This is a genomic window from Micromonospora sp. NPDC005203, assembly GCF_042872705.1.
Classification (GTDB): domain Bacteria; phylum Actinomycetota; class Actinomycetes; order Mycobacteriales; family Micromonosporaceae; genus Micromonospora.
Window position 1 is genome coordinate 218,126 of record NZ_JBIAKV010000008.1, and the last position, 24,774, is coordinate 242,899.

Sequence of the window (24,774 nt, forward strand, 5' to 3'; positions counted from 1 at the left end):
GTCCCCTCATGGCTCAGGTCGTCTCGGGTCCAGGTCGTCTCGGGTCCAGGTCGTCCGGGTCGGTGGCGGCCGGTCACGAGGGCCGCGCCCCCAGCCGTCATCACACGGGGCTACCGGTCCACGCTCGCCATGATGACCTGTGTGTCGGCGTCACCGTCGCGGGGTGTGCCAGCGATCCCACGGCGGCTGGTCAAGAATCGTGGGGCCCACCAGTTCGCCTCTCCGAGCAGTCGCATGAGTGACGGCAGGACGACCGCGCGGATGATGGTGGCGTCGATCAGGATCGCGGCGGCGAGCCCCACGCCGAGCTGTTTGAACTCGACGATCGACAGCGTGGCGAAGACGCAGAAGACGGCGACCATGATGATCGCGGCGCTGCTGACGGTGGACGCCGACGAGACGATGCCCTGCTCGATCGCCTGCCGGGTCGGTACGCCGCGCTGGACAGCCTCGTGAATGCGGCTCACGACGAACACGTGGTAGTCCATCGAGAGCCCGAAGAGGATGACGAACAGCATGAGTGGCAGCCAGGACACGACCGCGCCGTTGGAGGTGAAGCCGAGCAGGCCCTCCGCCCAGGTGTACTGGAACACCAGCACCAGCAGCCCGTACGAGGCGGCCACGGAGATCGTGTTGAGCAGGACCGACGTCAGCGCAACCACGACCGACCGGAACGTGCAGAGCATGATCAGGAACGTCGTGGCGAGCACGAACCCGACGACCGGTGGCAGCGCCGCCGCCATGCGGTCACGGAAGTCGGCGTCGCTGGCGGTACGTCCGGTCACTGCCCACCGCGTTTCCGGGACGGTGCCGACCGTCTGCGGTAGCAGTTCGCCGCGCAGCCGCCGCAGAGACTGCGTCGCCACGCGACTGTCGCTGGCGCCCGCCACGTGGACGGTGCACAGGAAGACGGTGCCGTCGGCCGACCTGCGGACGGTCGGGGGACGGTCCTGGGCGAACCGGCTGTCGCCGCTGATCCGCCTGGAGAGCTCGGCGAGTTCCCGGTGCACCGCCGCGCCGCCGGCGGTGGTGGTGCGGACCGCGACGACGTGACTGGTGCCCAGGTCGTTGCTCGGGAACGCCTGCGCCAGACGGTCGACGCTGCGCAGGATCGGAATCGAGCGGGGCAGGTCGGTCATGGTCGGCTTCTTGAGGTTCATGTCCAGCGCCGGGATGGCGACGAGAACCAGTGCTCCGACGGAGATCACGAGGGTCGGCAGCGGCGCGCGCAGCGCCGGCCGTAGGACCGCGGCCCAGAGGCGGCTCCGCTGCGCCCGGTGGATCCGCCGACCGAGGAAGGGCACGCGTAACCGGTCCACCCAGCGCCCGAGGGCGACCAGGATCGCGGGCAGCACGGTGAGGGAGCCGACCACGGCAACGCCGACCACCAGGATCGAGCCGGTCGCCATCGAACTGAACGTGTTGTCGCCGACCAGGAACAGGCTGGCCATGGCGACCATGACGGCGACGCCGGAGACCAGTACCGCGTGCCCCGAGGTGGCGGCCGCGATCTCGACCGCGCTGCGATGGTCACGCCCGCGCGCTCGTTCCTCCCGCTCGCGGCGGAGGTAGAACAGCGAGTAGTCGACGCCGACCGCCAAGCCGATCAGCAGGATGATGCTGCTGACCATCTCCCCGGCCGGGAAGAGGTGCGAGGCGAATCTTGCCAGCCCCATCGCAGCGGCCACGGCTGACAACGCCAGCACGACGGGCACTCCGGCGGCGATCAACGCGCCGAAGCTGAACAGCAGGATCACCAGCGCCACCGGCACGCTGATCAGCTCCGCCCGGACGAAATCCGCCGCCAGCGTCTCGGTCAGTGCCTTCCCCAGGGATGCCGACCCCACCTGTTCCACCCACAGGTCGGGATACCGCTGCTGCGCCTGCGTGGTGGCATCCAGCAGCGGTCCGACGCGAGCGTCAGCGTCGTCCGCCGAAGCGGTCATCTCCACCTCGACCAGCACTGCACCGCGATCGGGCGAGGTGACCGGGTCGGCGACCGTCGCCACCTCGGGCAGGACGCGCATCCGCGTGGACAGGTCAATCGCCGCGGTCTGCGCGCGTCGGAGATCGAGATCGCCCGCCCGTGCCGTGATCAGGACGCTCTCCGCCGCCGGGGCGTCGGGGAACGCGCCGGCCTGTTCGATGCGATCCGCGCGGGCCAGTTCCCCGTGCAGGCTGTCCTGCGTGGTGGCCTCGACCGTGCCGACCAGGCTGCCACCGACCACGCTGGCCGCCACGAAACACAGCCAGGCCGTGATCGCCAGCCAGGGATGGTGGGCGCTCCACCGGCCGATCCGCGCGGTGAAAGGCTTACCGGCGAGCGCGCGGACCGTGGTGACGACGTTCTGGATCATGCCGACGACGTTATGGACTCCCTGTGGCCCAGGCCATGAGGTCGACCGCCGACCTCAGCGGGGAGACCACACCGGCCGGGTGTGGAAAACCGCACCCCCTGAGCTGGTCGTCGGCGGCGGACCGCCGTCCCACCAGGCGGTATTACCTACTAAACCTATAGGCTTTACCGTCTAGAGTACGAGGGCACCCCGCCGAACGACCCGCGAGGAACCGCCATGACGCACCGCCCGGAGCCCGACCTGCTCACCGTCGCCGCCCGTTGGGCCGACCCGGCCGGCTGGCCGGTCGCGTTGCGCTTCGACCCTGCCGAGCGCTGGTACGCACGCCTCGACGTCGGCGACGACCACGAGGTGTGGGCCCTGAGTTGGCTGCCCGGGCAGGGCACCGACCTGCACGACCACGGCGGCTCCGCGGGAGCGTTCCGGGTCGTCGACGGCGCGCTCACCGAGGAGACGGTCAGTCTCGGTCGGCTACGCCCACGGCTGCTGTCCGCCGGCGTCGGTCGTCGCTTCGGCCCCCGACACGTGCACCAGGTGACCAACCAGGGCTCGGTGCCGGCGGTCAGCGTGCACGTCTACCGGCCGGCGCTGCTGCGGATGACCCGCTATCACCTCGTCGACGGACGGCTGCGGGTCGCCGAAGTCGCCGAGGCCGGCCGGTCCTGGTGAGCGCCGGCCAGCCACGATTCATACCTGTCACCGGAAGGAACCCATAATGCAGCTAACCGCCGAGCACCGCCCGGCCCCCGTGCCGCCGCCGGGCTCTCGGGGCATCGACGAGATCCTGGACGCCGCGCGCGCTCGCCTCGACCGGCTGGACCCGGAACGGGCGCACCTGGCGTACCGGACCGGAGCGCTGCTTGTCGACATCCGGCCGGCGGCGCAGCGGGCCGCGCACGGCATGGTGCCGGGCTCGCTCGTGGTCGAGCGCAACGTGCTGGAGTGGCGCTTCGATCCGCGCTGTCCGGCACGCCTGGCACAGGCGGTCGACTACGACGTGCCGGTGGTGATCCTCTGCCAGGAGGGTTACACCTCGTCGCTGGCCGCCGCCGCCCTACAGGACATCGGCCTGCACCGGGCCACGGACGTGGCGGGTGGGTTCGCCGCCTGGCGGATCGCCGGTCTGCCGGCCCTCGGCCCGACCCCGCTGCACCGCACCACCCCTCACGCGTCCCCGGTCAACACCGGGCGAGCGCGCCACTGACCGTCACGCCGTACCCGGCGTGGCGGGCGTACCGCCACTCAGGAGGCACCATGTCCGTCGTCGCCATCCCCACGCGCCGTCACCCCGGGCTGCGCCCCGCGCGGCCGCGCACCGCACCGACCCTGACCATCACCCTCGACCTCGTCCCCGGGCCGCTGAGCCCGCGGCTGGCCCGGCTGGTGCAGTTGCTCGGTGAGCTGGCCGAGTCGGGCGAGGGTCAGCTGCGTACCGTCGATGATGTCGCGGCGGTGCCGCGACCGGCCCCGAGCCCGGCCATCGCCGAGCCGCCCGCCGACAGGGACCACGTGGACATCCTGGCCGGCTCGCGGCTGGTCCGCCGGGGTGGCCGGGTCGTCCCACTGACCCGCATCGAGTACGAGCTGCTGCTGTTCCTGGCCGAGCGGCCGCGCCGGGTCTTCACCCGCCTGCAGCTGTTGTCGAGCGTCTGGGGTTACGAGCACGCGGTGGCCCGGACCGTGGACGTGCACGTCCGCCGGCTGCGCGCCAAGCTGCCCGGGGCGGAGTTGATCACCACCGTCTACGGGGTCGGCTACCGGCTGGCCGACGAGGCGGGGATCAGCGTGGACCACAGCCGCTGAACCCCGCTGCGGCGACCCGGCGATCGTCCCGCTGAACAGGACGGGGACCCCCGTATCGGGGCATCGCGTGGGCTCTGCTGTAATCATCTGACTTCACACGCAGAGCGAGCGTCTGGCTCCGATGTGTAAGTCAATTGTCACAGTCATGCAACGCGGCCGCCTCTTGACCCTCGCCCAAGCGCCGGGAAACATCGATGAAGCGGCGTCCCGGGCCGTGGGGAGATACCCGGATCAGCCCAAGGAGGACCATGTCGGTCAGCCCTGCCTCGTCGCGCGCCGGATGGCATACGTCCCAACCTCCGGTGCCCGGTCGACCGCCCGGTGGCCAGCGTCGCCCGGCCAACACCGCCGCGCCCGTGCTCACCGTGACGCTGTCCATCCCGCTGGCCTCTGAGGAGTCGCTGACCCCGGCGGCACGTCTGCTGCTCGACGCCGCCCGGGAGATGCTGGAGCGGGGCGAGGGCGTGATCATCGGGACCGTGCCGGCCGAGCGCCGCCCCGACCAGGCCTCCCCCAACCGGTCGCCGACCCGGGCGCTCAGCCCGACCATCCCGGCCCTGCACATCCTCGCGTCGTCCCGCTCGGTGCTGCGCGACGACGAGCCGCTGCCGCTGACCCGGTTGGAGTTCGACCTGCTGTTGCACCTGGTCGCCCACCCGCGCCGGGTGTTCACCAGGCTGCAACTGCTCAACGCGGTCTGGGGCTACGAGCACGCCGGCGTCCGCACCGTCGACGTGCACGTGCGTCGGCTGCGCGGCAAGGTCGGTGTGGACGTACCACTGGTCACCACCGTCTACGGCGTGGGTTACCGGTTGGCCGACGACGCCCGGGTGACCATCGACCGTTCCGGCTGACCGGCGTCACCGGCCCGTCCTTGGCCGGGCAGGATGGTCCGGTGCGCATCCGCCCCATCTCGCCCGACCTGCTCGTCGACGAGCTGACCGGCCGGCTGGCCGACGCCGCGACACGCGCCGCGACCGACGGCGCCGGACCCGCGCGGTTGCGCGTGGCCGTGGACGGCGCTCCCGCCGCGGGCGTCGACGACCTGGCCGACGCGCTCGTCGACCCGCTGCGCGCCCGGGGTCGTCCGGTGCTGCACGTCCGCGCCTCCGACTTCCTCCGCCCCGCCTCGCTGCGCTTCGAGCTGGGTCGCACCAACCCGGACTCCTTTTACGAGAACTGGGTCGACGAGGCCGGGCTGCGTCGCGAGGTGCTCGACCCGGCCGGTCCGGGCGGCACCGGGCGGCTGCTCCCGTCGCTCTGGGACGCCGACGCCGACCGGGCCAGCCGCGCCCGTTACGTCCACCTGCCACCCGGAGGTGTCGTCCTGGTCAGCGGCCCGCTGCTGCTCGGCGGGGGCCTGCCCTTCGACGTCACCGTTCACCTCCAGGTGTCCGCGGCGGCGCTGCGCCGGCGTACCGAGGCCGGACAGGTGTGGGCGCTGCCGGCCTTCGACAGGTACGCCGAGGAGGTCGCGCCGGCGAGCTTCGCCGACGTCGTGGTGCGGGCCGACGACCCCCGCCACCCGGCGCTCGTGGAGGCCGACGGCGACGCCTGAAAACCGTCGGGAAACCTCGGTTTGCTCGGCTCGTACGGCGGGTAATCGCCCGGCTCACAGAGCGCGGGTGACCGCCCGTGTACCGAATGCGACCGTGACCCGGGGCACGATGCCGCCGGCATCCGGTTCACCGTGAGCCTCAGGCCCAGGAAAGGCAGGCAGCGATGCTCGTCGACGACACGGTCGGTACGATCCGCCCCCAGGCGGAGATCGACCAGATCCGGCTCTCCCTCCAGGCGCGCTACGACGAGCTGACCGCCGAGTACGACCAGGCTGTGCTCCAGAGTCAGGTGCTGCGCCTGGTGGAGGTCGGCGACACCGCGGGCGACGACCAGGCCGACAGCGGAACCAAGACGGCCGAGCGGGACACCGCGCAGTCGCTGTTGCGCACCATCCTCGACCGCCGCGCCCAGTACGAGCACGCCCTCGGCCGGCTCGAGGAGGGCACCTACGGCTGGTGTGAGGGGTGCGCGGCGGCGATCCCGGTGGAGCGGCTGGAGATCTTCCCGGCCGCCACCACCTGTGTGACCTGTAAGCAGACCCGTGAACGGCGGGCGGCCTGAGTAACGCCAGCGGTTGCCGGTCGGCCCACGACGCGATGGACTTCACCCATGGGTGACATCCTGGTGGGCACCGCGTCCTGGACCGACCGCACCTTGCTGGACTCGGGCTGGTATCCGCAGACCGCGGACACCCCGGAGAAGCGGCTGGCCTACTACGCCCGGCAGTTTCCGCTCGTCGAAGTGGACGCCACCTACTACTCCCCGCCCGCCGAGGCGACCGCGAGGCTGTGGGCCGAACGCACCCCGGACGGCTTCACCTTCAACATCAAGGCGTTCAGCCTGCTGACCGGACATCCCACCCGGGTCAGCGCGCTCTACAAGGACCTGCGGCCGGAGACCGACAAGAAGAACGTCTACCCCGACGACCTGCCCGCGCAGGCGTACGAGGAGATCTGGACGCGGTTCCTGTCCGCGCTGGACCCGCTCGTCGAGGCGGGCAAGCTGGGCGCGCTGCTGTTCCAGTTCCCGCCCTGGTTCACCATCAAGCGGGCCAACAAGGAGTACCTGCTGGAGGTGGCGAAGCGCTGCGCGCCGTTGCGCCCGGTGTACGAGTTCCGGCACGCCTCCTGGTTCGACGGCGACAACGCCGACGAGACCCTGGCCTTCCTGCGCGAGCACGACCTGCCGTACGTCTGCGTGGACATGCCGCAGGGCCACCGCTCGTCGCTGCCCCCGGTGCTGGCCGCCACCGCGGACCTCGCGGTTGTGCGTTTCCACGGGCACAGCGACAAGTGGACGAGCAAGGACATCCACGAGAAGTTCGGCTACCACTACTCCAAGCGGGAGTTGGCCGACTGGGCGCCGAAGCTGCGCGAGCTGGCCGACCAGGCCGGGCAGACCCACATTTTGATGAACAACTGCTACCGCGACTACGCGCAGACGAACGCCACGACCCTGGCCGGGCTCCTCGGCACCGACTGACCGCCGCCGGGGCGGCGCGGCTCACCCGATCGGGGTGGTGCCGGCTCACCCGCCCCGCCGGCAGGGTGGACACGGTGGTGCCGGTCGCCCGCAGGGTGGCCGACGCCGGAGACGACACGGAGGTGACGGGGGATGACGGTTCGAGTGGTGACGGATCGACGGCGCGGAGCCGTCCTGCACGTGGTCGGCACGCCCGACAACGCCCGGAGCGCCCCGCAGGGCAGCCCGGTGCGGGCCCGACGCGGCCCAGCGGGGCCGCCACGTCGTACCGACGACCGACGGTGGGACAACACGGAACGGGGGGCCACCGATGGCTGACGCGATGATCTCAGCGTTCGAATCCTCGCTGGACAAGACGAACCTGATCCTGAAGGACATCGAGAACGCCTACGGCTGGCCGAAGGATCGGCGCAACCAGTCGTACGCGGCGCTGCGCACGGTGTTGCACCTGTTGCGCGACCGGCTGCCGGTGGACGAGAGCGTGGAGTTCGCCCAGCAGTTGCCGGTGCTGGTGCGGGGCATCTACTTCGACGGGTGGGTCCCGTCGGACGTGCCGATCAAGCTCAACCGGGACGACTTCCTCTACGAGGTCCGCCAGGGCTTCCCGTACGACGCGGAGGGCGGCCCGGAGCGGGTGACGCAGGTGGTGCTCGACACCCTACGCCGACACGTCACCCAGGGTGAGTGGCAGGACGTGAAGGACACCATGCCGGCCGATCTGGCCGTGATGATGCCGTGACGACCTGACGCGCCGAAGCCCGCCCGACGACCTGTCGGGCGGGCTCTGCGTCGGTGGGGTCCGCCTCGGCGGCGGTCGGTGGCGCGACCGAGGAACCGGGCCACCGGCTCGGCCGGCTCACGCCGCCGCTTGATGTGGGTGAGATAGCGGCTCATCTTCACCGCCACGCGGAAGTCCGCCGGGGTCCGCGCCCGCCAGGCGGCGACGGTGTCGCGCTCCGGCAACCGGTAGAAGGCGTTGTTGACCTTTACCGTGGCGAAACCCTCGGCGAAGCGCTCCAGCCAGAGTCGCTTCGGCAACTGCTGCGGACAGAAGCGGCCCCGCCAGTCCCGATACTGCCAGCCGGCCGCACCCACCAGGATCACCGTCCCATCGTGACACTCTCCGCCGCGGCTCGCGAACCGCCCGTGTCGTCCCGCTTCGACGTCTACGGTGAGGGTTAGAGAAGATCGCGCGTGGGGTACCACCCGCAGCACGACGGACCCCGGCGTACGGCGGGGCGGCACACCCGAGGGAGTACCGATGGCACTCAACGACGACGACATGCAGACCACGGGCGGCGGCGGCCTGGAAGGCCCGGCCGACGGTGGCGCGACCCCCGGCCACCAGGACGGTGGCGCGGACGGTGGCGCGGAGGGCCCGGCCGACGGTGGCGCGACCCCGGGTCAGCACGACGGTGGCGCGGACGGTGGCGCGGAAGGCCCCGCCGACGGTGGCGCGACCCCGGGTCAGCACGACGGTGGCGCGGACGGCAGCGCGGAAGGTCCCGCCGACGGCGGTGCGACGCCGGGCCAGCAGGACGGCGGCGCCGACGGCAGCGCGCGGTAGCGGCACACCATGACGCACCTCGACCCGCCGGGCGGCCACGGCCGCCCGGCGGTTCCGTCCGCATCCGCCGCGGCGGCGCTGGCCCGTTGCGTCTCGGTCGAACCGGCCAAGTTCGCCGCCGCGCACTGGGGACACACCCCGCTGCTGTCCCGCGCCGCCGAGCTGCCCGACCCGGCCGGCTTCACCGACCTGCTCAGCCCCGCCGACGCCGACGAGCTGCTGAGCCGGCGCGGTCTGCGTACCCCGTTTCTGCGGGTTGCCAAGGACGGCCAGTTGGTGCCGGCGGCGCGCTGGACCGGCGGCGGCGGCGCCGGCGCCGAGATCGGCGACCAGGTGCTCGACGAGCGGGTCCTGGAGCAGTACGCCTCCGGCGCCACGCTTGTGTTGCAGGGTCTGCACCGGATCTGGCCGCCGCTCGTCGACTTCGCCGGCGACCTGGGCCTCGCGCTCAACCAGCCGTTGCAGATCAACGCCTACCTGACGCCGGCCGGCAGTCAGGGATTCGCCACCCACTACGACACGCACGACGTGTTCGTCCTCCAGGTCGACGGCCGCAAGCACTGGCGGATCCACCCGCCGGTGCTGCCCGACCCGCTGGAGAAGCAGCCGTGGGGTGGCCGGGCCGACGAGGTCGGCGCGACCGCGCAGGGTCCCGCCGCGCTGGACGTGGTGCTCGCCCCCGGCGACGCCCTCTACCTGCCCCGGGGTTGGCTGCACAGCGCGCAGGCGCAGGACGCCAGTTCGCTGCACCTGACCGTGGGCATTCGGGCGCTCACCCGGTACGCCCTGGTCGAGGAGCTGCTCGCGCTGGCCGCCGAGGACCAGCGGCTGCGGGCCACCCTGCCGTTCGGCACCGACGTCGCCGACCCGGACGCCATCGAGCCGGAGCTGACCGAGACGGTGGAGGCGCTGCGGGACTGGCTGCTGCGCGCCGACCCGGCCGCGGTCGCCGCGCGGCTGCGCCAGCGGGCCTGGCCCGCTGCCCGCCCGGCACCCATCCGGCCGCTCGCCCAGGCCGACGCGGTGGCCACGCTGGACGCCGACGCCCGGGTCACCCTGCGCCCCGGTCTGCGCTGGCAACTGGTGCCGCACGGCTCGGACACGGTGGCGTTGCGGCTGTTCGACCGCACCATCACCCTGCCCGCCGCGTGCGAGGCGGCGGCTCGTGTCCTGCTCGGCGGCGCGGTCACCCGGGTCGGTGACCTGCCCGGATTGCCCGACGACGCCGACCGGGTCACCCTGACCCGCCGCCTGCTCCGCGAGGCCGTCCTGGTCCCGGCCTGACAGCCGGCTCGGCCCGCGCGGCCCCGCCCGCGCGGCCCGGCTCGGCTCGGCCCGCGCGGCTCGGCTCGGCTCGGCCCGCGCGGCTCGGCTCGGCCTGCGTCCGCGCTGCCCGGCTCGTCTTGCCTGCGCCGCCCGGCGGACGATCGACTCCGTTTCCCTGAAGTCGCGGTGTCTGGACGGTGGGATGGCGCGGTTTCCGGGAAGCCGAGTGGATCAACGGCGGCGGGCGCCTCGCTTGATCACCGGCGGCGGCGCCTGGGTGGACGACGCGGCGACGACCGCGCTCGACCGGGTCAACGCCCGAGCGCCAGCAGCAAAGCGGTCGTGACCAACCCCGCGCCGATCACCACGATGATCGGCCGGGGTCCGAGCACCGCGTGCCGCCGGTCGGCCAGCACCCGCGCCGGCGCCAGCCCGACCAACGGCCCGAACAGGGTCACCACCAGCGCCAGCACCGGCATCCCGACCGCCAGGTCGCCGCCGTACCCGACGCCCAACGCCCGTGCCCCGGCCCCCAGCGCGTACGCGAACACCGCGCCGCCCACCCCGCAGAGCGCCAGCAGGGGGTTGACCGAACCCGGCAGCTCACCCGGCTGGCCGGCCCGGTCGAGCAGGTCCCGGGCCCGGGTGAGGAGCGCCACCGCGTCGGTGGTCCCGCCGCTGTTCGCCGGAGCGGGCGGGCCGCCGAGACGACGGGCGCCGAGGCGGGTACGCACCTGCTGCCACAGGTGCGCCACCTCGGCGTCGACGCGTTCCTGCTGCTCGCGCGCCTCGACGAGTTCCACCTCGGCGTGTTGGACCTGCTCGCCGGCGTCGGTGACGGCCCGCTCGGCAGCCGCGCACTGCCGCTCGTACCAGGTGTGCGCCTCGCCGCGCTGCTCACCCACCCGTGCGGTCAGTTCGGCCAGTCGCCGCAACTGCGCCGCGTACGTCTCGCTGGCCACTGGTTCGTTCATCGCGACGGTCCGTAAGGGATGATCACCTGTCCGGTGCGGTGGACCGCCCGGTCGAAGAAGAGCCCGCGCCACGGGCGGGGATACCAGTCCGGGCCGCCGGTGCCCGGGTAGAGCGAGGAGCCCAGCTCGCCGCCGTGCGCGTCCAGCGCCACCCAGGCGCCGATCTGGTCGGTGCGGGCGGCCGGACCACCGAGGTCGGCGCGCATCCGGGCCACACCCCGCCACCAGGCCAGCACGTGCGTCCGGCGTTCCGGCCCGTCGTGCAGGATCCGGCGTAGCTGCTCCAGGCCGGTGCGCCGGCCGGCGCGGGCGGCCAGCGCGCCGGCCGCCGCGTCGACCGCGAACAGCAGCAGGTAGTGCGGGCTTCCCGGCCCGGTCAGCCCGTCGGCCGTCTCGGCCATCAGCTCGCCCACGGTCTCCTCGTCGTACCAGGCGGCGTCGTCGGCCAGGTCGTCGTAGAGGGCGCGGGCCATCGGGTCGGCGTCCGCGTCGAGGCAGGCGATGGAGAACCGGGCGGTGCCGGGTGGATGTTGGCGGGCCAGTGACCGGGCCGCCGCGTCCAGTACCGCGCACGCCTCGTCCACCCGGGTGCCGAGCACGGCGAGGTTGCGGCCCGGGGCGCGCGGCAGGCGCAGCGCCGCCGAGCGGGACTGCACGTCGATGATCTCGCCGAGCAGGGCCACCGGGCTGCGCGGCACGCTCCCGTCCGGGGGTGCGGCGAGCGCCCGGAAGTCCGGGGCGTCCGCCAGCCGGGGAATCGCGTCGCCGTCGAAGAGTCGGGCCGGCGCCGCGTCGGGTGAGCGCATCCGCCACAGCCGGTGCTGCAACCCGCTCCACGTCTCCCAGTCGCTGGCGGACGGGATCCGGGCGACCTCGTTGCCCTCCACCATCCCCGACTCGGCGTTGACCACCGCGTGCCAGCGGGGCAGCGACTGTGCCGCGTCGTTGCGTTCGGCGAGGATCCGCAGCGCCTTGGGCAGCGCGATGCGCAGGGTGAACTGGGCGACGAGCGCGGGCCGCCCCCACAGCGCCTCGATGCCCCGCACGTCCTGCGAGGCGAGCACCAGGTGGATGCCCTGCGACCGGCCGCGCCGGGCCAGGTCCTCCAGCAGGTCGGCCGCCTCCCGGGCGACCACGTCCCGACCGGCCAGCAGCATCTGGAACTCGTCGACCACCGCGACGATCCGCGGCCAGTGCCCGGTCGGGTCGACCGCCCGCAGCTCGGCCAGCTTGGTGACCTCGTGCTTCTTGGCCGCGTCGGCGCGCCGGCGCAGCTCCTCGGCGAGGAACCGCAGCAGCGCCAGGCCGAACTCCCGGTCGGTGTTCACGTTGATGCCGACCAGGCGCATGTGCGGCAACCAGCTCGGGTCACGGCGGCCCTGTGCGAACCGCGCGAAGGACACCCCCTCCTTGAAGTCCAGCAGATAGAATTCCAGCTCGGCGGGGGAGTAGCGGGCGGCGAGCGCGCCGATCCACGCGAAGATCAGGTTGGTCTTGCCGGTGCCGGACGGCCCACCGATCAGCGCGTGCGGCGGATAGTCGCCCAACGACAGCCGTACCGGTCGACCCTGCGGCCCCTCACCGATCGGGGCGGTCAACCCGTCGGCGGAATCCTCCCGCCACATCAGCTCGGGCGGGGGCAGCAGGTCCGCGAACGGGGTCGGCGGCGGGCCGGCGTTCACCTGGACGGCGATCTCCCGACAGGTCTCGGTGACGAGCGTCGCCGGTGGCGGCGGATCCAGCCGGACCGGCAGCCCGGCCGACCCGCCGATGCGCGCACCGGAGGCCCCGGCGACCACCCGGGTCACCGTCGGGTCCTCCGGCACCGGCACCCCGTGCACCACCAGGTGCACCCCGCAGGCCGCGCCGGCACGGACCACCCGGTCCAGTTGGCCGCGCTCGTGCCGGTTGAGCTCGTCGCCGCCGAGCAGCACCGCCACCCGCCACGGTTCGGGTCGCCGGCCGGTCGCCGCGGCCAGTTCCCGCAGCGAGGCGTACTCGCCGGCGAGCACCGTCTCGTTGATCCGGCGGATCTGCTCCACCAGGTCGTCCAGCAGGGGACCCAGCCCGCCGGGGCCGACGAAGGTGAGCAGCCCCGCCGTGCCCAGCGGCGCGAACCCGGCCAGGCCGCCGCCGAGCTGCTCCGGGTCGTACCCGACCAGCCGTACCGCCCCGGGGTCGGCGCGGCCAGCGGCCCGCAGCAGCAACGCGGACACCACCGCGTCGCAGCCGGCCCGATCGTCTCCGGAGAGGTGGACGTGGCCGGCGTCGAGCAGCGGCACCAGCGCGGGCACCGGATCGACGCCGTCGATCCGGACCGTGCCGACCCGCAGCGCGCCGGGCGGCTCCGCGCGCCGCGTCGGCGTCGGCGCCCACCCCACCCAGTCGGCCCCCGCGCAGCCGGGCGCCTCCTGCCGGGCCGCCTCGGCGGCGCGCCGGGCCAGCTCGGCGATCCGGGCGGAGTAGCGGGCGTCGATCTCGGCGATGCGGCGGTCCCGCTGGGCGCCCACCCGCTCCGGTACGGCGGCCGCCGCCCGCTGGACCCGGGCCAGCCGTTCCCGCCCGGCGGTCAGTTCCGCCTGGGCGGCGGACAGCCGGGTACGGGTGGCTCCCAGCGCCTCGGCCAGGGTGTCCCGGATTCGCCCGGCGAGCTGACCACGCCGGTCAGCCATCGGAGCCCCGACGAGTCGGCGCGTCCCGCCACGGGCTGCCCGAACGCGGCGGCAGCCCACCGGAGCGTTGTCCACCCGCATCCCCCGGCCGCCGGACCGCACCACCGGGGCGCGCACCCACGCCGCCTGGTTGACGCGCTCCGCGTTGATCGCCCGCGCCGGCTGGTTGGCCCGCGCCGGCTGGTTGGCCCGCGCCGGCTGGTTGGCCCGCGCCGGCTGGTTGGCCCGCGCCGGAGGGCAGGTCCCGGCCGAGGCGGGCGAGCAGCAGCCCGGTCGCCACACCGGCGGTCACCGCGGAGTCGGCGGCGTGCGGCGGCTCCCCGGAGGCGCGCGGCGGCGGCATCCGGCACACCCGGGTCAGCAGCGTCTCCAGCACCGGTGTCGGCAGCCCGGGCAGCAGGTCGCGGACCCTCCCGTCCAACTCCCCGCGCAACCGACCGAGGTCGGCGGCGCGCGGCGGGTGCCCCAGCAGCTCACCGGCCAGCTCGCGCAGCAGCGGTGGCGCCAGCGCCGCCATCCCCAGCCCCACGTCGGCCGGTGCCCGCCGCAGCTCCTTGCGGAGCCGGTCCCGGTCGCCGGAGCGGACACCACCCGCCACTCGGCGCAGCAGTTCCTGGGAGTCGTCCACCCGCTCGTCGGGCTCGTCGTCGACGCCCTCGCGCCCGCCGGTCAGCTCCGCCACCCGCACCGACCACCAGCGGCGCATCCGGACCTGTTCGGTCGGCTCCGGCGCGACCGTGCTGGGACCGGCCGCCGGCGGCGTGTCGTGTCGGGGAGCGCGTTGCGCAGGGCGGGGCGCCGGAGCGCCGTCCGCCCCCAACCCGATCGCCGCCAGATAGGCCGAGAGCTGCTCCTGCGCGACCCGCAACGCGTAGCCGGCGCTCTCGGCGTGCTCGGTAGCGGCGGACAACTCCGGCACTCCCATCGGGTTTGCCGACTCCTGGCGGACCCAGCGCAGTCGCTCCGCGGCCAGGCCGAACTTATCCAGCGCCTGCCCGAGCAGGGCCAGCGGGAACTCCTCGCTGGCGGCGCGGACCTGCCCACCGACGTCCTCGATGATGGACATGGCGGCCTACAGCGTCGCGACGTAGAGCTGCGCCTGCTCGACCGCGACAAGTGTCGCGGCGAGACACTCCTCCAGCTCCTGGCTGGCCTGTGTCAGCGACGCCTGGGCCGCCTCCACTGTCTCGTGCCCGCTGCCCTCCAGTGCGCCGGCCAGGGTCTGCTGCGCCTCGGCCAGTTTCTCGCCGGCCGCCTGCACGGCTGTCTGCCCGTCACCGATCTGTTGGAGGGCGACATCGATGGCAGCCTTCAGCTCGGCGACGCTCGCCACGGCGGAACCTCCTGGGGGCGGGGGAGATCTCCATTAGAGCCTATCGGCCGCCGCGAAAGAACATCCGCCCTGTCGGTGTTCCTGCCCGCCTGTCCGGAAGGCCCCCGGATGTGCCGGGAGTCCATTCTGTGGGACTCCCAGTGCGAGAACTTCTCAGTTCTCCCGGAGCCACCGGGGCCCGTACACCTCCGCGCCCAGGGCCGTGACCCGCTCGCGCAGCTCCCGGTCCGCGGTGACCACCAACCGACGTCGAAGCGGTGCGCCCGCGACCAGGTCGACGACGCTGTCGTCGCCGGAGCCGGGGGCGGAGACCACCCGGACGCCGTCGGTCCCGGGTACGTCCCGCGCGGCCCCCTCGACCACCAGCACCACCTCCACCGGGGCCGGCAGTCGGGCCGGCAACCCGATGGTCGCCACCGGGGCGAGCGAGTCGCGCAGACGGGCCGCCGCCCCGGCCCGGTCACGCCACCACCCGTTCGGGCGGGAGCCCACCACGTTGGCGCCATCCACGATCAGCAGCGGGGTCTCATCCATCCGGCCAGCCTGCCACCAACGGGCGGTCCCGACCCCGACGCCACTCCCGGGATACCGGTACGCCGTCTCCCGCGGCGTTTGTCGGGGCGCGCGCCGGGTAGCCCCTGCCGACCGTGCCGCGCCCGACTGCGGAGGACAGACATGATGGGACCCGGTGACACCGGCTCCGACCCGTGGGACGAATTCCTGGCCAGGTACTTCGGTCGGGGCGAGGGAGGACGCCGACCGCCGCACCGGGTCGACATCACCCGACTCATGACCGCGGACGCCCGCGAAATGCTGGCCGACGCGGCCCGGCGGGCCGCGCAACGCCACAGCAACGACCTGGACACCGACCACCTGCTCTGGGCGGCGCTGCAACGCGAACCGCTACGTGACCTGGTACGCCGGGCCGGAGCAGACCCGGACACCCTGCTCAACGCGCTCGGCGGCAAGGGCGACGGCGCGCCACGTGGCGAGGTGCCGCCCAACCTCTCGCTGACCCCGGCCGCCAAGCGGGCGCTGCTCGACGCCCACCAGCTGTCCCGGGCGATGGGCGCCAACTACATCGGCCCCGAGCACATCCTGATGGCGCTGCCGCTCAACCCGGAGTCGCCGGCCGGTCGGATGCTGGCCGCCGGCCGGATCCAACCCGAGTCGTTGCAGGCCGCCAACGCCGAGCGTGGGCCGATGACCGGGCCGAAGCCGGATCGCGGCACGCCCACCCTCGACCAGTACGGGCAGGACCTCACCGAGCTGGCGCGGATGGACCAGATCGACCCGGTGGTCGGACGGGCCGACGAGATCGAACAGGCCATCGAGATCCTGTCCCGGCGCACCAAGAACAATCCGGTGCTGATCGGCGAGGCCGGCGTCGGCAAGACCGCCATTGTGGAGGGGCTGGCCGAGCGGATCTGCGACGGGGACGTGCCGCAGACCCTGCTCGGCAAGCGGGTCGTCCAACTCGACCTGGCGGGTCTGGTCGCCGGCACCCGATACCGGGGGGACTTCGAGGAACGGCTGAAGAAGGTGATCGACGAGATCCGGGCGCACCGGGACGAGCTGATCATCTTCATGGACGAGATCCACACGCTGGTCGGAGCGGGCGGCGCCGGCAGCGAGGGCGGCATGGACGCGTCCAACATGCTCAAACCCGCCCTCGCCCGCGGCGAGCTGCGGGTGATCGGCGCGACCACGCTCGACGAGTACCGCAAGAGCATCGAGAAGGACGCCGCGCTGGCCCGGCGCTTTCAACCGGTGCTGGTGCCCGAGCCCGGCGTCGACGACACCATCGCCATCCTGCGCGGGCTGCGCGACAGGTACGAGGCCCACCACCAGGTGCGCTTCAGCGACGAGGCGCTGGTCTCGGCAGCCGAGCTGTCCGACCGGTACGTCACGGACCGGTTCCTGCCGGACAAGGCGATCGACCTCATCGACCAGGCCGGCGCGCGGGTGCGGTTGCGGACCCGCACCCCGGCGTCCGACGTGCGCGAGCTGGAGCAGGAACTCGACGAGGTACGCCGCGACAAGGAACAGGCCGTCACCGACGAGCAGTACGAGCGGGCCTCCGCGCTGCGTGACCGGATCGCCGAGTTGGAGGAGGACATCCGACGCGCGAACGGCGAGGACGGCTCGTCCGGCTCCCAGGTGCCCGAGGTGGGCCCCAAGGAGATCGCCGAGGTCGTCTCCCGGGCCACCGGCATCCCGGTCAGCCAGCTCACCGAGGAGGAACGCGACCGGCTGCTGCGCCTGGAGGGTCACCTGCACCAGAAGGTGGTCGGCCAGGACGACGCGGTCACCGCGGTCGCCGAGGCGGTGCGCCGCTCCCGGGCCGGGCTGGCCGACCCGGAGCGACCGATGGGCAGCTTCCTGTTCCTCGGCCCGACCGGCGTCGGCAAGACCGAGTTGGCGCGGGCCCTGGCCGAGGCGTTGTTCGGCGAGGCCGACCGGATGGTCCGGGTGGACATGAGCGAGTTCCAGGAACGGCACACGGTCAGCCGGCTGGTCGGCGCTCCACCCGGATACGTCGGCTACGAGGAGGCCGGCCAGCTCACCGAGGCGGTGCGTCGCCGCCCGTACGCCGTGGTGCTGCTCGACGAGATCGAGAAGGCCCACCCGGACGTGTTCAACATCCTGCTCCAGGTGCTCGACGACGGGCGGCTCACCGACAGCCAGGGTCGCACGGTGAACTTCAAGAACACCGTCCTGATCATGACGAGCAACCTCGGCTCCGAGCTGATCACCGGCGCCCAGCGCTCGGTCGGCTTCGGCACCGGGGACGTGGGCAGCGAGCAGGAGAGCAACGAGCTGCGGGAGCGGCTCATGCGCCGCCTGCAGGAGAACTTCCGCCCGGAGTTCCTCAACCGCATCGACGAGGTCATCATCTTCCGCCGGCTGGAGGCCGAGCAGTTGCGCGACATCACCGCGCTGCTGCTGGAGGAAACCCGCCGCCGGATGCACGCCCAGGACCTCCAGGTCGAGTTCACCACCGCCGGCATCGACTGGCTCGCCGAACACGGCTACCAGCCGGAGTTCGGCGCCCGCCCGCTGCGCAGGGTGATCCAGCGGGAGGTGGACAACCACCTGTCCCGGATGCTGCTGGAGTCGGCGATCTCACCGGGGCAGAAGGTCACGGTGGACGTCCGCGACGGTGCGCTCACCTTCGACGTGACCGCGGGCGAGCGGGGGTACACCGCCGCCACGACCACCCACCCGCGATGAGCGGGCCGGCGCGGCGAGACGAGCACGAGGACCCGCACGAGCCCACGAAAGCCCGGGACGAGGACGACCATCCCGACCCGATCCTGGCGCCGCCGACCGCGAACCCCCGCCGCACGCGGGTGCCCGCGGAGGGCCTGCATCCCAAGACCGACCAGGACGACCCGGAGACGTCCGGGAAACCGCCCGGAGAGGAGACCTGATGGTACGCGAAGCGCGGCTCGACCCCGAGGTGGAAGTGCTCTGGGAGGACTTCCACGCCGAGGTCAACGTCCCGTCGGAGCAGCTGCGGACGTGGTTGCTGACCCGGGGTTCCGGGGAGGAGTCGTTCAGCCCGAACCCGAATCTCGACCTGCCCCAGCCGGGCCGGGAGATCCTCAAGGTGCTGAACAAGCGCAAGGTGGACCTCACCCCGGAGGACATCGAGGTGATGCGGGAGGCGGTCGAGCGGATCCGCGAGCTGATGGACGCCAAGCCGTCACGCGGCAACGCCGACGACGACTGGCGGCACTCGCTGCTCGACCTCGGACACGACCCGCTCGTCGAACGCTGAACGAGGCCACGCGCGACGGCGCCGTCCCGGGCGGGGACGGCACCGTCGCGTCTCGACTACTGGCCCTGGTCCGGTTCCAGGCTGGCGATGGTCAGCCCCGCCGCGTCGGCGGCGGCGTCGCGGTCGGTGCGGGTCTGGTCCTCCCGGCTGAGCAGGTTGGCGTACTCGGTGACGGCGGCCGGGTCGGGCACCTGCGGCAGGCGGCGCAGGAACGCCTCCACCGCACGGGTGGCGGCGGTGTGCGCGGCGGCCGCCTCGCGGAGCAGTTCCCGGTCGTCGGCGGGCGGGTAGAGGTCGGTCATGTCCGCCAGATACCCGGCCCACGGCGGTTCGCACCGCCAGCGGCCGGGAATACCGGCCGATCAGCCCGGCCGGACCCCGGTGGGCTGCCGGACGCCGAACGCCGGGTGACGCAGCAGCCAGTCCAGGTACGCAGGATGCGGGGCCAACGAGTCGACGTACGCCGCCTTCGCCGTCTGCACCATCAGGTCTGCCTTTCGGGCGGCGGGGGAGTCCGGATGCCAGCCGAGCAGGAGCCGCCAGCGCAACGGTATGCCGGCGAGGCGGCGGGTGACCAACCCGGCCACCGGGCGGAACGTCGCCTGGCACAGCGCGATCGCCACCCCTGCTTCCACCAGATCGACGCAGCCGCGGATGTCGGTCTCGTACACCTTGCGGGGGGTGAATCCGGCGCGGGCGCAGGCGGTGGCGAAGCAGTCGGCGAAGCAGCCGTCGCCCGGGGCGGCCACCCACTGCTCGTGCCGCAGGTCCGCCAGGCGCACCTCGTCGTGCGCCGCGAGAGGGTGCGTCTCCGGCAGCAGGACCAGCACCGGGTCGATGGCCACCTCCTGCCAGCTCAACCCGAACCCCGCCGACGGGCTGGCGTCGCCGCACACCCCGGTGAGGGCGAAGTCCAGTCGGCCGCCCGCCACCAACTGCGCCAACTCGTCGACCGACCAGGAGGCGAGCGTGGTGATCTGGGCCGGCGGCTGCTCGGCCGCCAGACGGTGCACCATCCGGCCCAGGATCGGGCTGTTCACCCCACCGAACCGGTAGCACGGCGGCGCGTCGCCGGCCCCGGCCAGCCGGGCCGCCTCGTCCTGCAACCCCTTCATCGCCGGCAGCAGCACCCGGGCCCGAGCCAGCACCAGCTCACCAAGAGCGGTGGGCCGGGCGCCGCGTCGGTCCCGGTCGAACAGCGGGCCGCCCAGGGTCCGCTCGATGCGCTGGAGCTGGGCGGTCAGCGCCGGCTGGGCCAGGCCGAGCGCCGAGGCCGCCTTCGTCACACTCCCCGTCTCCGCGATCGCGCAGACCACCCGCAGGTGACGCAGCTCCAGGTTCATACCGTGACGGTAGGACTACACGTCAGCCGGCGGAATAGCCCGAGCGGATCGGTGATAATGAATGCACCTGGCAGTGCCGCCGCCGTCAGTCCCGCGGCGACTCCGGCAGGTCCGCCAGGTACGTCGGCCGGCGGGTCACCGCGTCGAGCACCTTGTCCACCACCCCGACCGCCGGCTCCACGATCCGGTTCCACGGAGGGGTGGCCGGGGTGCCCGGGTGCGGCCGGGTCGGCGCGGCCTCCTCGGCGATCTCCAGCCGGTTGCCCAGCCGGATCAGCTCCTCCTGGGTCGCGACCGCGCGCAGCTCGGTGACGAGCGCACCCACCCCGTCGACGTGGTGGCGGACCCGCTCGGCGATCTCGGCCAACGCCTCGTCGGTCGCGCCCTTCAGGGCGCTGAGCAGACTGGCGTCGGCGTTGATCTCGGCGTCCACCCGCTCGGCGGCCGCCGGCAGCGCGGCGCGTACCGCCGGCAGCAGGTACTGCTCCTCGGCGGAGAGGTGCCGCGACAACGCGGCGGTGAGCACCGGCAGCCCTTCCCGCGGTGTGGCGTCCGGGCCGGTCAGCTGGTCCAGCAGCGCCACCAGTTGACGGTGCTCCGCCTCGACGATGTCGGCGATGTTGCGGCCACCGGGTCGGTAGCCCTCCTCGGGTGCGGGTGCGGGCGGCAGCGGCGGCAGGGGAACGGCGGACATGGTGCCCTCCTCGACTGGCGGGCGGAAGCTCCGGCAGGAATGTGCGGTCGTGGGCGGCGGTACCCGAACCCGCTCCCGGCGAAACCGGGCCCGTCGATGCGCCGGCCCGGGGCCAACCGGTGTGCCGGCCCGTGCGCACCGGTGCGCCGCCCGGCCGACCGGGGCCGGCTGGTATGAAGAGGCGATGACGAGCGATGCGGCCTCCACCCGACCCGACCCCAGCGCGGAGGTCGTGGACCTCTGCCGCGACCTGCTGCGCATCGACACCACCAACACGGGGGACAACGACACGAGCGTCGGCGAGCGCCGCGCCGCCGAGTACGTGGCGGAGAAGCTCGCCGAGGTGGGCGTGGAGTCCGTCCTGCACGAGGCCGCGCCGGGCCGGGCGAACGTGGTGGCCCGCATCCCCGGCACCGACCCGAGCCGGGGCGCGCTGCTGGTGCACGGCCACCTGGACGTGGTGCCCGCCGACGCCGACGAGTGGTCGGTGCACCCGTTCTCCGGCGAGCTGCGCGACGGTTACCTCTGGGGCCGCGGCGCGATCGACATGAAGGACTTCGACGCGATGGTGCTCGCCGTGGTGCGGCACTGGCAGCGCACCGGCGTACGGCCACCGCGGGACATCGTGCTCGCGTACACCGCCGACGAGGAGGCGGGCAGCGACTACGGCGCGCGTTTCCTGGTGGAGAACCACCAGGACCTCTTCGACGGCTGCACGGAGGCGATCGGTGAGGTCGGCGGTTTTTCCTACTCGGTCAACGACAGCCAGCGGCTCTACCTGATCGAGACCGCCGAGAAGGGCATCGACTGGCTGCGGCTGCACGCCAAGGGTCGCCCCGGGCACGGCTCGATGGTGCACGACGACAACGCGGTCACCGCGCTCGCCGAGGCGGTCGCCCGGATCGGCCGGCACCGCTTCCCGGTGGTGGTCACCGACACCGTGCGGGCCTTCCTGGAGGAGGTCTCCGACCTGCTCGGCGTCGAGCTGGACCCGGAGGACCCGGAGACGGCCATCGCGAAACTCGGCCCGATCGCCAACATCATCGGGGCGACCATCCGCAACACCGCCAACCCGACCCGGCTCGACGCCGGCTACAAGGACAACGTCATCCCCGGCCGGGCCACCGCTACGATCGACTGCCGCAGCCTGCCCGGCCAGTCCGAACTGCTGGAGCGGCAGCTGCGGGAGCTGATCGGCCCGGACATCGCCATCGAGTACATCCAGCGGCAGCCCGCGCTGGAGACCACCTTCGACGGCGACCTGGTCGAGGCCATGTCGGCGGCGCTGCGCGCCGAGGACCCGGGGGCGCGTCCGGTCCCGTACATGCTCTCCGGCGGCACCGACGCCAAGGCGTTCTCCCAGCTCGGCATCCGCTGCTTCGGGTTCGCCCCGTTGCGGCTGCCCGCCGACCTGAACTTCTCGGCGTTGTTCCACGGCATCGACGAGCGGGTTCCGGTCGACGGACTACAGTTCGGCGTGCGGGTTCTCGACCGGTTCCTCCGCACCTGCTAGCCGCGCCCGGCGCTGCATCCGGCGCGCGACCTCCCCAACGTGAAGGGACTGCCCCACATGACCGACCAGCACGGTGAGCTGGACGCCGCTCTCGAGCGGGTGATCGAAGCGGCCCGCCACCACCTGGCCGCCGTACGCGCCGCGCAGGGCCGCGTCGACGACGACGACGTCTGGCAGGCGTACGTGGCGTTGAACAACGCTTCCTTCGCGTACGACGAGCGGTTGCTCGACGCCTTCGGCGAGGTGACGCCGTGGGATGTCGACTCGATCGACCCGGACGAGGCCGACGAGCGCTTCGGCGGCCCTGAGGGTTCCGAGGCCAGCGACCCGCACCCCCGGGTGATCTCGGTGCGGCAGCGTCGCGACTACCGGGTGCCGAGCGTCGCCGCGCTGCTGCGGGTGGCCGAGGCGGCCCGCCGCGAGGGCACCCCGGAGGACGACGAGCCGGCGCCGGTGGAGGGCGTCGGCGAGGCGGTGCTGGAGTTGCTGCAGAGCGGCGACGGCTCGCTCGGCGCGCTGGACGTCCCCGAGCTGGAGCCCCTCGACGGGGTGGTGATGGTCAGCGAGGTGGGCACGCCGGTCGATCTGGAGTCGTTCGACGACGACGACGCGGTCGGCCCGTTCCAGCCGGCGGTCGACGACCGGCTGGTCGGCCGGCTCGACGAGCACCCGTTCGTGGAGCTCGACGACGATCACGACCACGCCGGGCACCAGCACTAGGGCGCGGGTAGAAGTCCTCGGCCGGCCAGGGGCTTTGACGCACGCCCTGGGGCGCACCAAGGCCGTTCGACGCCCGGGGTCCACGTGGCCCCGGGCGTCCGGCCGTCAGTACGACAGGCCCGGCTGCGGCTGGTTGACCCGCCGCCGCCGCAGCACCACCTGCCGCGTGCCGTCCCGGTACAACCGCACCCGGGCCAACTCCCATCCGGAGAACTCCGCCTGGATCGCCAACTGCGCCGCCGCGGTCAACCGGTCGACGTTCGGCGGCAGCCGCAGTGGCGCGTATTCGTAGTCCATGCCATCCATGCTGCCCAGCCCAGCGGCTGTTCGCCACCCCCTTGGGGGTGACCAACGACGCTGCCGTGGGGTGGTTCGTGCCGACCTGTGCGCCCCTGCCCCGTGGAGCGTGCTGTCCGTGCCACGGGGTGGTGCCGGGTGGCCGGGAATCGTATCGTCGGTGCGCTCGACTCGTGGGGGAGGAACGGCATGCCGCCGGATATCGACGTCGACGTGCGGGCGGTCCGTCGACTGGAGACCGCCACCCGGCGCCTCGACAACTCCCCCGCCGCGGTCGAGGCGGACTGGATCAACCAGCGTGTCTTCGGGCAACCGCCGGCGGGCCGGTCGGGAGGGGACGCGTGATGTCAGGGGAACGGGGCCGGCTGGGTCGGTTCACCGACGCGGTGCTCGGCGGCGCGCGGGCGGCCCGGGACAAGGCCCGTGAGCTGCGCGACGAGTTCCGCACGAGCGACGAACCCGAACGGGCCCTCGTCGCGCCACTGCTGCCCGGACAGGAGCTGCGGTACGTGGGGCTCGGCCCGGTCCGCGCCCCGCAGACCCACAAGGCCGGGCGGCAGCTCGCCGGTGTGCTGGCCGACGAGTTCGTCGACTCGCTCGACCCGAAGGTGCTGTTCGGGTTGCTCAACATCGTCAACCCGGTGGTCTGGGTGGACGCGGTGCTGACGCCGGTCCGGCTGGCGGCGGGCCTGCTGCTGCTGCCCGCCAAGGTCGCTGCCGTCGAGGCGCCCGACGGTGCCGCCGCCGCCGCGTTCCGGGAGGCGGAGGCGGCCGGTGTGCCGGAGGCGGCCGAACCGGAGCCGGTGCCACCACCGCAGCGCGCGCAGCGCGATCCCATCCCGCTCACCGAGGAACAGGAGGCGTTCCGCGCCCTGTTCCGGCTCAGCCTGTACCGCCCGCTGGCCGACCAGCTCGCCGAGATCGCCTACCGCCGCCGGTACGTCTTCAGCGGCGACCTCGCCACCCTCGCCGGCAGCCTGCTGCTCTTCCTGGAGCGGTACAACGGCACCCCGCTGGCGGTGACCGACACCCATCTGCACCTGCTGCGGATGGGTCCCCGCCCGGACGCCGACCGCCCCGACCGGCGCCAACCGCGCGTCCTGTGGAGTGTGCGACGCGACCGGGTGGCCCGGATCGACTCGGCGCGCGGCGCGGCCGGGTTCATGCAGCTGACCTCCACGGTCGTCTTCGACGACGACTCGTGGATTCGACTCACCCAGCCCGCGGTCCGCGACGACCAGTCGCTCTTCCTGACCGCGATCCACGACCTCCCCGGGCGGCGCCCGTCGCCCTGACGCCCTGCCCCCGGCGGGCACGCCCTGCCCCCGGCGGGCACGCCCTGCCCCCGGCGGGCACGCCCTGCCCCCGGCGGGCACGCCCTGCCCCCGGCGGGCACGCCCTGCCCCCGG

Annotated in this window: 28 protein-coding genes and 1 pseudogene; 18 read left to right on the forward strand and 11 right to left on the reverse strand. The window is 73.3% G+C overall.

What is annotated here, in order from left to right; genetic code table 11:
- Positions 1-110: 110 nt before the first annotated feature.
- Positions 111-2,357 carry an MMPL family transporter gene (locus ACFYPM_RS19690; RefSeq protein ID WP_387198658.1) on the reverse strand — a complete coding sequence of 749 codons (2,247 nt, stop codon included), beginning with the start codon at positions 2,355-2,357 and terminating at the stop codon, positions 111-113.
- 216 nt (positions 2,358-2,573) lie between these two features.
- Between ACFYPM_RS19690 and ACFYPM_RS19695 the strand changes: the two genes are divergently transcribed.
- The 9 genes from ACFYPM_RS19695 (at position 2,574) to ACFYPM_RS19735 (ending at position 7,941) form a co-directional block, all read left to right on the forward strand.
- The gene (locus ACFYPM_RS19695) at positions 2,574-3,026 is read left to right on the forward strand and encodes a cysteine dioxygenase (RefSeq protein ID WP_387198661.1); all 453 of its coding nucleotides are present in this window, start codon (positions 2,574-2,576) and stop codon (positions 3,024-3,026) included.
- Between the two features lie 46 nt (positions 3,027-3,072).
- Positions 3,073-3,561 (forward strand): rhodanese-like domain-containing protein, encoded by a 489-nt coding sequence (locus ACFYPM_RS19700; protein ID WP_387198664.1) that lies wholly within the window; start codon positions 3,073-3,075, stop codon positions 3,559-3,561.
- 50 nt (positions 3,562-3,611) lie between these two features.
- Positions 3,612-4,160, forward strand: a complete 549-nt coding sequence (locus tag ACFYPM_RS19705) for a winged helix-turn-helix domain-containing protein (RefSeq protein WP_387198666.1) — start codon at positions 3,612-3,614, stop codon at positions 4,158-4,160.
- A 248-nt stretch (positions 4,161-4,408) separates the two neighbouring features.
- Positions 4,409-5,014, forward strand: a complete 606-nt coding sequence (locus ACFYPM_RS19710) for a winged helix-turn-helix domain-containing protein (RefSeq protein ID WP_387198669.1) — start codon at positions 4,409-4,411, stop codon at positions 5,012-5,014.
- A gap of 41 nt (positions 5,015-5,055) precedes the next feature.
- Positions 5,056-5,718, forward strand: a complete 663-nt coding sequence (locus ACFYPM_RS19715) for a uridine kinase (protein ID WP_357254111.1) — start codon at positions 5,056-5,058, stop codon at positions 5,716-5,718.
- A 164-nt stretch (positions 5,719-5,882) separates the two neighbouring features.
- Complete coding sequence (locus tag ACFYPM_RS19720; protein WP_387198672.1) at positions 5,883-6,281, forward strand: TraR/DksA family transcriptional regulator; 399 nt, start codon at positions 5,883-5,885, stop codon at positions 6,279-6,281.
- Between the two features lie 48 nt (positions 6,282-6,329).
- Positions 6,330-7,202 carry a DUF72 domain-containing protein gene (locus tag ACFYPM_RS19725; protein ID WP_387198676.1) on the forward strand — a complete coding sequence of 291 codons (873 nt, stop codon included), beginning with the start codon at positions 6,330-6,332 and terminating at the stop codon, positions 7,200-7,202.
- A gap of 132 nt (positions 7,203-7,334) precedes the next feature.
- The gene (locus tag ACFYPM_RS19730) at positions 7,335-7,520 is read left to right on the forward strand and encodes a hypothetical protein (protein WP_387198679.1); all 186 of its coding nucleotides are present in this window, start codon (positions 7,335-7,337) and stop codon (positions 7,518-7,520) included.
- The gene (locus ACFYPM_RS19735) at positions 7,513-7,941 is read left to right on the forward strand and encodes a DUF2267 domain-containing protein (RefSeq protein WP_387198682.1); all 429 of its coding nucleotides are present in this window, start codon (positions 7,513-7,515) and stop codon (positions 7,939-7,941) included. The genes ACFYPM_RS19730 and ACFYPM_RS19735 overlap by 8 nt, the downstream gene beginning before the upstream one ends.
- 95 nt (positions 7,942-8,036) lie before the next feature.
- On the opposite strand, the pseudogene ACFYPM_RS19740 reads toward ACFYPM_RS19735, so the two are convergent.
- Positions 8,037-8,486, reverse strand: a pseudogene (locus ACFYPM_RS19740) (DUF72 domain-containing protein); the annotation flags it as partial.
- Between ACFYPM_RS19740 and ACFYPM_RS19745 the strand changes: the two are divergent.
- Both ACFYPM_RS19745 and ACFYPM_RS19750 read left to right on the forward strand, forming a co-directional pair.
- Positions 8,464-8,769: a hypothetical protein gene (locus tag ACFYPM_RS19745; RefSeq protein ID WP_387198685.1), complete on the forward strand. Its 306-nt coding sequence runs from the start codon at positions 8,464-8,466 to the stop codon at positions 8,767-8,769. The pseudogene ACFYPM_RS19740 and the gene ACFYPM_RS19745 overlap by 23 nt on opposite strands.
- Before the next feature lie 9 nt (positions 8,770-8,778).
- The gene (locus tag ACFYPM_RS19750) at positions 8,779-10,053 is read left to right on the forward strand and encodes a cupin domain-containing protein (RefSeq protein WP_387198688.1); all 1,275 of its coding nucleotides are present in this window, start codon (positions 8,779-8,781) and stop codon (positions 10,051-10,053) included.
- A 293-nt stretch (positions 10,054-10,346) separates the two neighbouring features.
- Here ACFYPM_RS19750 and ACFYPM_RS19755 read toward each other — a convergent pair whose 3' ends face one another.
- From ACFYPM_RS19755 to ACFYPM_RS19775, 5 genes are all read right to left on the reverse strand, one after another.
- A complete protein-coding gene (locus ACFYPM_RS19755; RefSeq protein ID WP_387198691.1) occupies positions 10,347-11,009 on the reverse strand; it encodes a hypothetical protein in 663 nt (220 codons plus the stop codon).
- Positions 11,006-13,681 carry an FtsK/SpoIIIE domain-containing protein gene (locus ACFYPM_RS19760; protein ID WP_387198694.1) on the reverse strand — a complete coding sequence of 892 codons (2,676 nt, stop codon included), beginning with the start codon at positions 13,679-13,681 and terminating at the stop codon, positions 11,006-11,008. The genes ACFYPM_RS19755 and ACFYPM_RS19760 overlap by 4 nt, the downstream gene beginning before the upstream one ends.
- On the reverse strand, positions 13,674-14,747 hold the full coding sequence (locus ACFYPM_RS19765) for a hypothetical protein (protein ID WP_387198697.1): 1,074 nt from the start codon (positions 14,745-14,747) through the stop codon (positions 13,674-13,676). Before ACFYPM_RS19765 ends, ACFYPM_RS19760 begins: the two co-directional genes overlap by 8 nt.
- 6 nt (positions 14,748-14,753) lie before the next feature.
- Positions 14,754-15,014 carry a hypothetical protein gene (locus ACFYPM_RS19770; protein WP_030504016.1) on the reverse strand — a complete coding sequence of 87 codons (261 nt, stop codon included), beginning with the start codon at positions 15,012-15,014 and terminating at the stop codon, positions 14,754-14,756.
- A gap of 153 nt (positions 15,015-15,167) precedes the next feature.
- The gene (locus tag ACFYPM_RS19775) at positions 15,168-15,548 is read right to left on the reverse strand and encodes a hypothetical protein (RefSeq protein WP_357254133.1); all 381 of its coding nucleotides are present in this window, start codon (positions 15,546-15,548) and stop codon (positions 15,168-15,170) included.
- 141 nt (positions 15,549-15,689) lie between these two features.
- Here ACFYPM_RS19775 and ACFYPM_RS19780 point away from each other — a divergent pair, with 141 nt between their 5' ends.
- The 3 genes from ACFYPM_RS19780 to ACFYPM_RS19790 are packed head-to-tail and all read left to right on the forward strand — an operon-like array spanning position 15,690 to position 18,798.
- Positions 15,690-18,248, forward strand: coding sequence for an ATP-dependent Clp protease ATP-binding subunit (locus ACFYPM_RS19780; RefSeq protein WP_387198701.1), 2,559 nt, complete (start codon positions 15,690-15,692; stop codon positions 18,246-18,248).
- A complete protein-coding gene (locus ACFYPM_RS19785) occupies positions 18,245-18,448 on the forward strand; it encodes a hypothetical protein (RefSeq protein ID WP_357254137.1) in 204 nt (67 codons plus the stop codon). Before ACFYPM_RS19780 ends, ACFYPM_RS19785 begins: the two co-directional genes overlap by 4 nt.
- Positions 18,448-18,798, forward strand: coding sequence for a DUF3140 domain-containing protein (locus ACFYPM_RS19790; RefSeq protein ID WP_088989725.1), 351 nt, complete (start codon positions 18,448-18,450; stop codon positions 18,796-18,798). Before ACFYPM_RS19785 ends, ACFYPM_RS19790 begins: the two co-directional genes overlap by 1 nt.
- A 56-nt stretch (positions 18,799-18,854) precedes the next feature.
- Here the strand turns inward: ACFYPM_RS19790 and ACFYPM_RS19795 are convergent, their stop codons facing one another.
- The 3 genes from ACFYPM_RS19795 to ACFYPM_RS19805 form a co-directional block, all read right to left on the reverse strand.
- Positions 18,855-19,100: a hypothetical protein gene (locus ACFYPM_RS19795; protein ID WP_387198704.1), complete on the reverse strand. Its 246-nt coding sequence runs from the start codon at positions 19,098-19,100 to the stop codon at positions 18,855-18,857.
- Between the two features lie 60 nt (positions 19,101-19,160).
- Positions 19,161-20,141 carry a LysR family transcriptional regulator gene (locus ACFYPM_RS19800; RefSeq protein ID WP_387198707.1) on the reverse strand — a complete coding sequence of 327 codons (981 nt, stop codon included), beginning with the start codon at positions 20,139-20,141 and terminating at the stop codon, positions 19,161-19,163.
- A gap of 85 nt (positions 20,142-20,226) precedes the next feature.
- Complete coding sequence (locus ACFYPM_RS19805; RefSeq protein WP_387198710.1) at positions 20,227-20,835, reverse strand: hemerythrin domain-containing protein; 609 nt, start codon at positions 20,833-20,835, stop codon at positions 20,227-20,229.
- 184 nt (positions 20,836-21,019) lie between these two features.
- Here ACFYPM_RS19805 and ACFYPM_RS19810 point away from each other — a divergent pair, with 184 nt between their 5' ends.
- Positions 21,020-22,348 (forward strand): M20/M25/M40 family metallo-hydrolase, encoded by a 1,329-nt coding sequence (locus ACFYPM_RS19810; RefSeq protein ID WP_387198712.1) that lies wholly within the window; start codon positions 21,020-21,022, stop codon positions 22,346-22,348.
- A gap of 57 nt (positions 22,349-22,405) precedes the next feature.
- On the forward strand, positions 22,406-23,068 hold the full coding sequence (locus ACFYPM_RS19815) for a hypothetical protein (RefSeq protein WP_357254149.1): 663 nt from the start codon (positions 22,406-22,408) through the stop codon (positions 23,066-23,068).
- A gap of 105 nt (positions 23,069-23,173) precedes the next feature.
- Here the strand turns inward: ACFYPM_RS19815 and ACFYPM_RS19820 are convergent, their stop codons facing one another.
- Positions 23,174-23,365: a DUF5703 family protein gene (locus ACFYPM_RS19820; RefSeq protein WP_013734349.1), complete on the reverse strand. Its 192-nt coding sequence runs from the start codon at positions 23,363-23,365 to the stop codon at positions 23,174-23,176.
- 189 nt (positions 23,366-23,554) lie between these two features.
- Between ACFYPM_RS19820 and ACFYPM_RS19825 the strand changes: the two genes are divergently transcribed.
- On the forward strand, positions 23,555-23,710 hold the full coding sequence (locus ACFYPM_RS19825) for a hypothetical protein (RefSeq protein ID WP_387198716.1): 156 nt from the start codon (positions 23,555-23,557) through the stop codon (positions 23,708-23,710).
- Positions 23,710-24,660, forward strand: a complete 951-nt coding sequence (locus tag ACFYPM_RS19830; RefSeq protein WP_387198719.1) for a hypothetical protein — start codon at positions 23,710-23,712, stop codon at positions 24,658-24,660. The genes ACFYPM_RS19825 and ACFYPM_RS19830 overlap by 1 nt, the downstream gene beginning before the upstream one ends.
- The last annotated feature ends 114 nt before the right edge of the window (positions 24,661-24,774 follow it).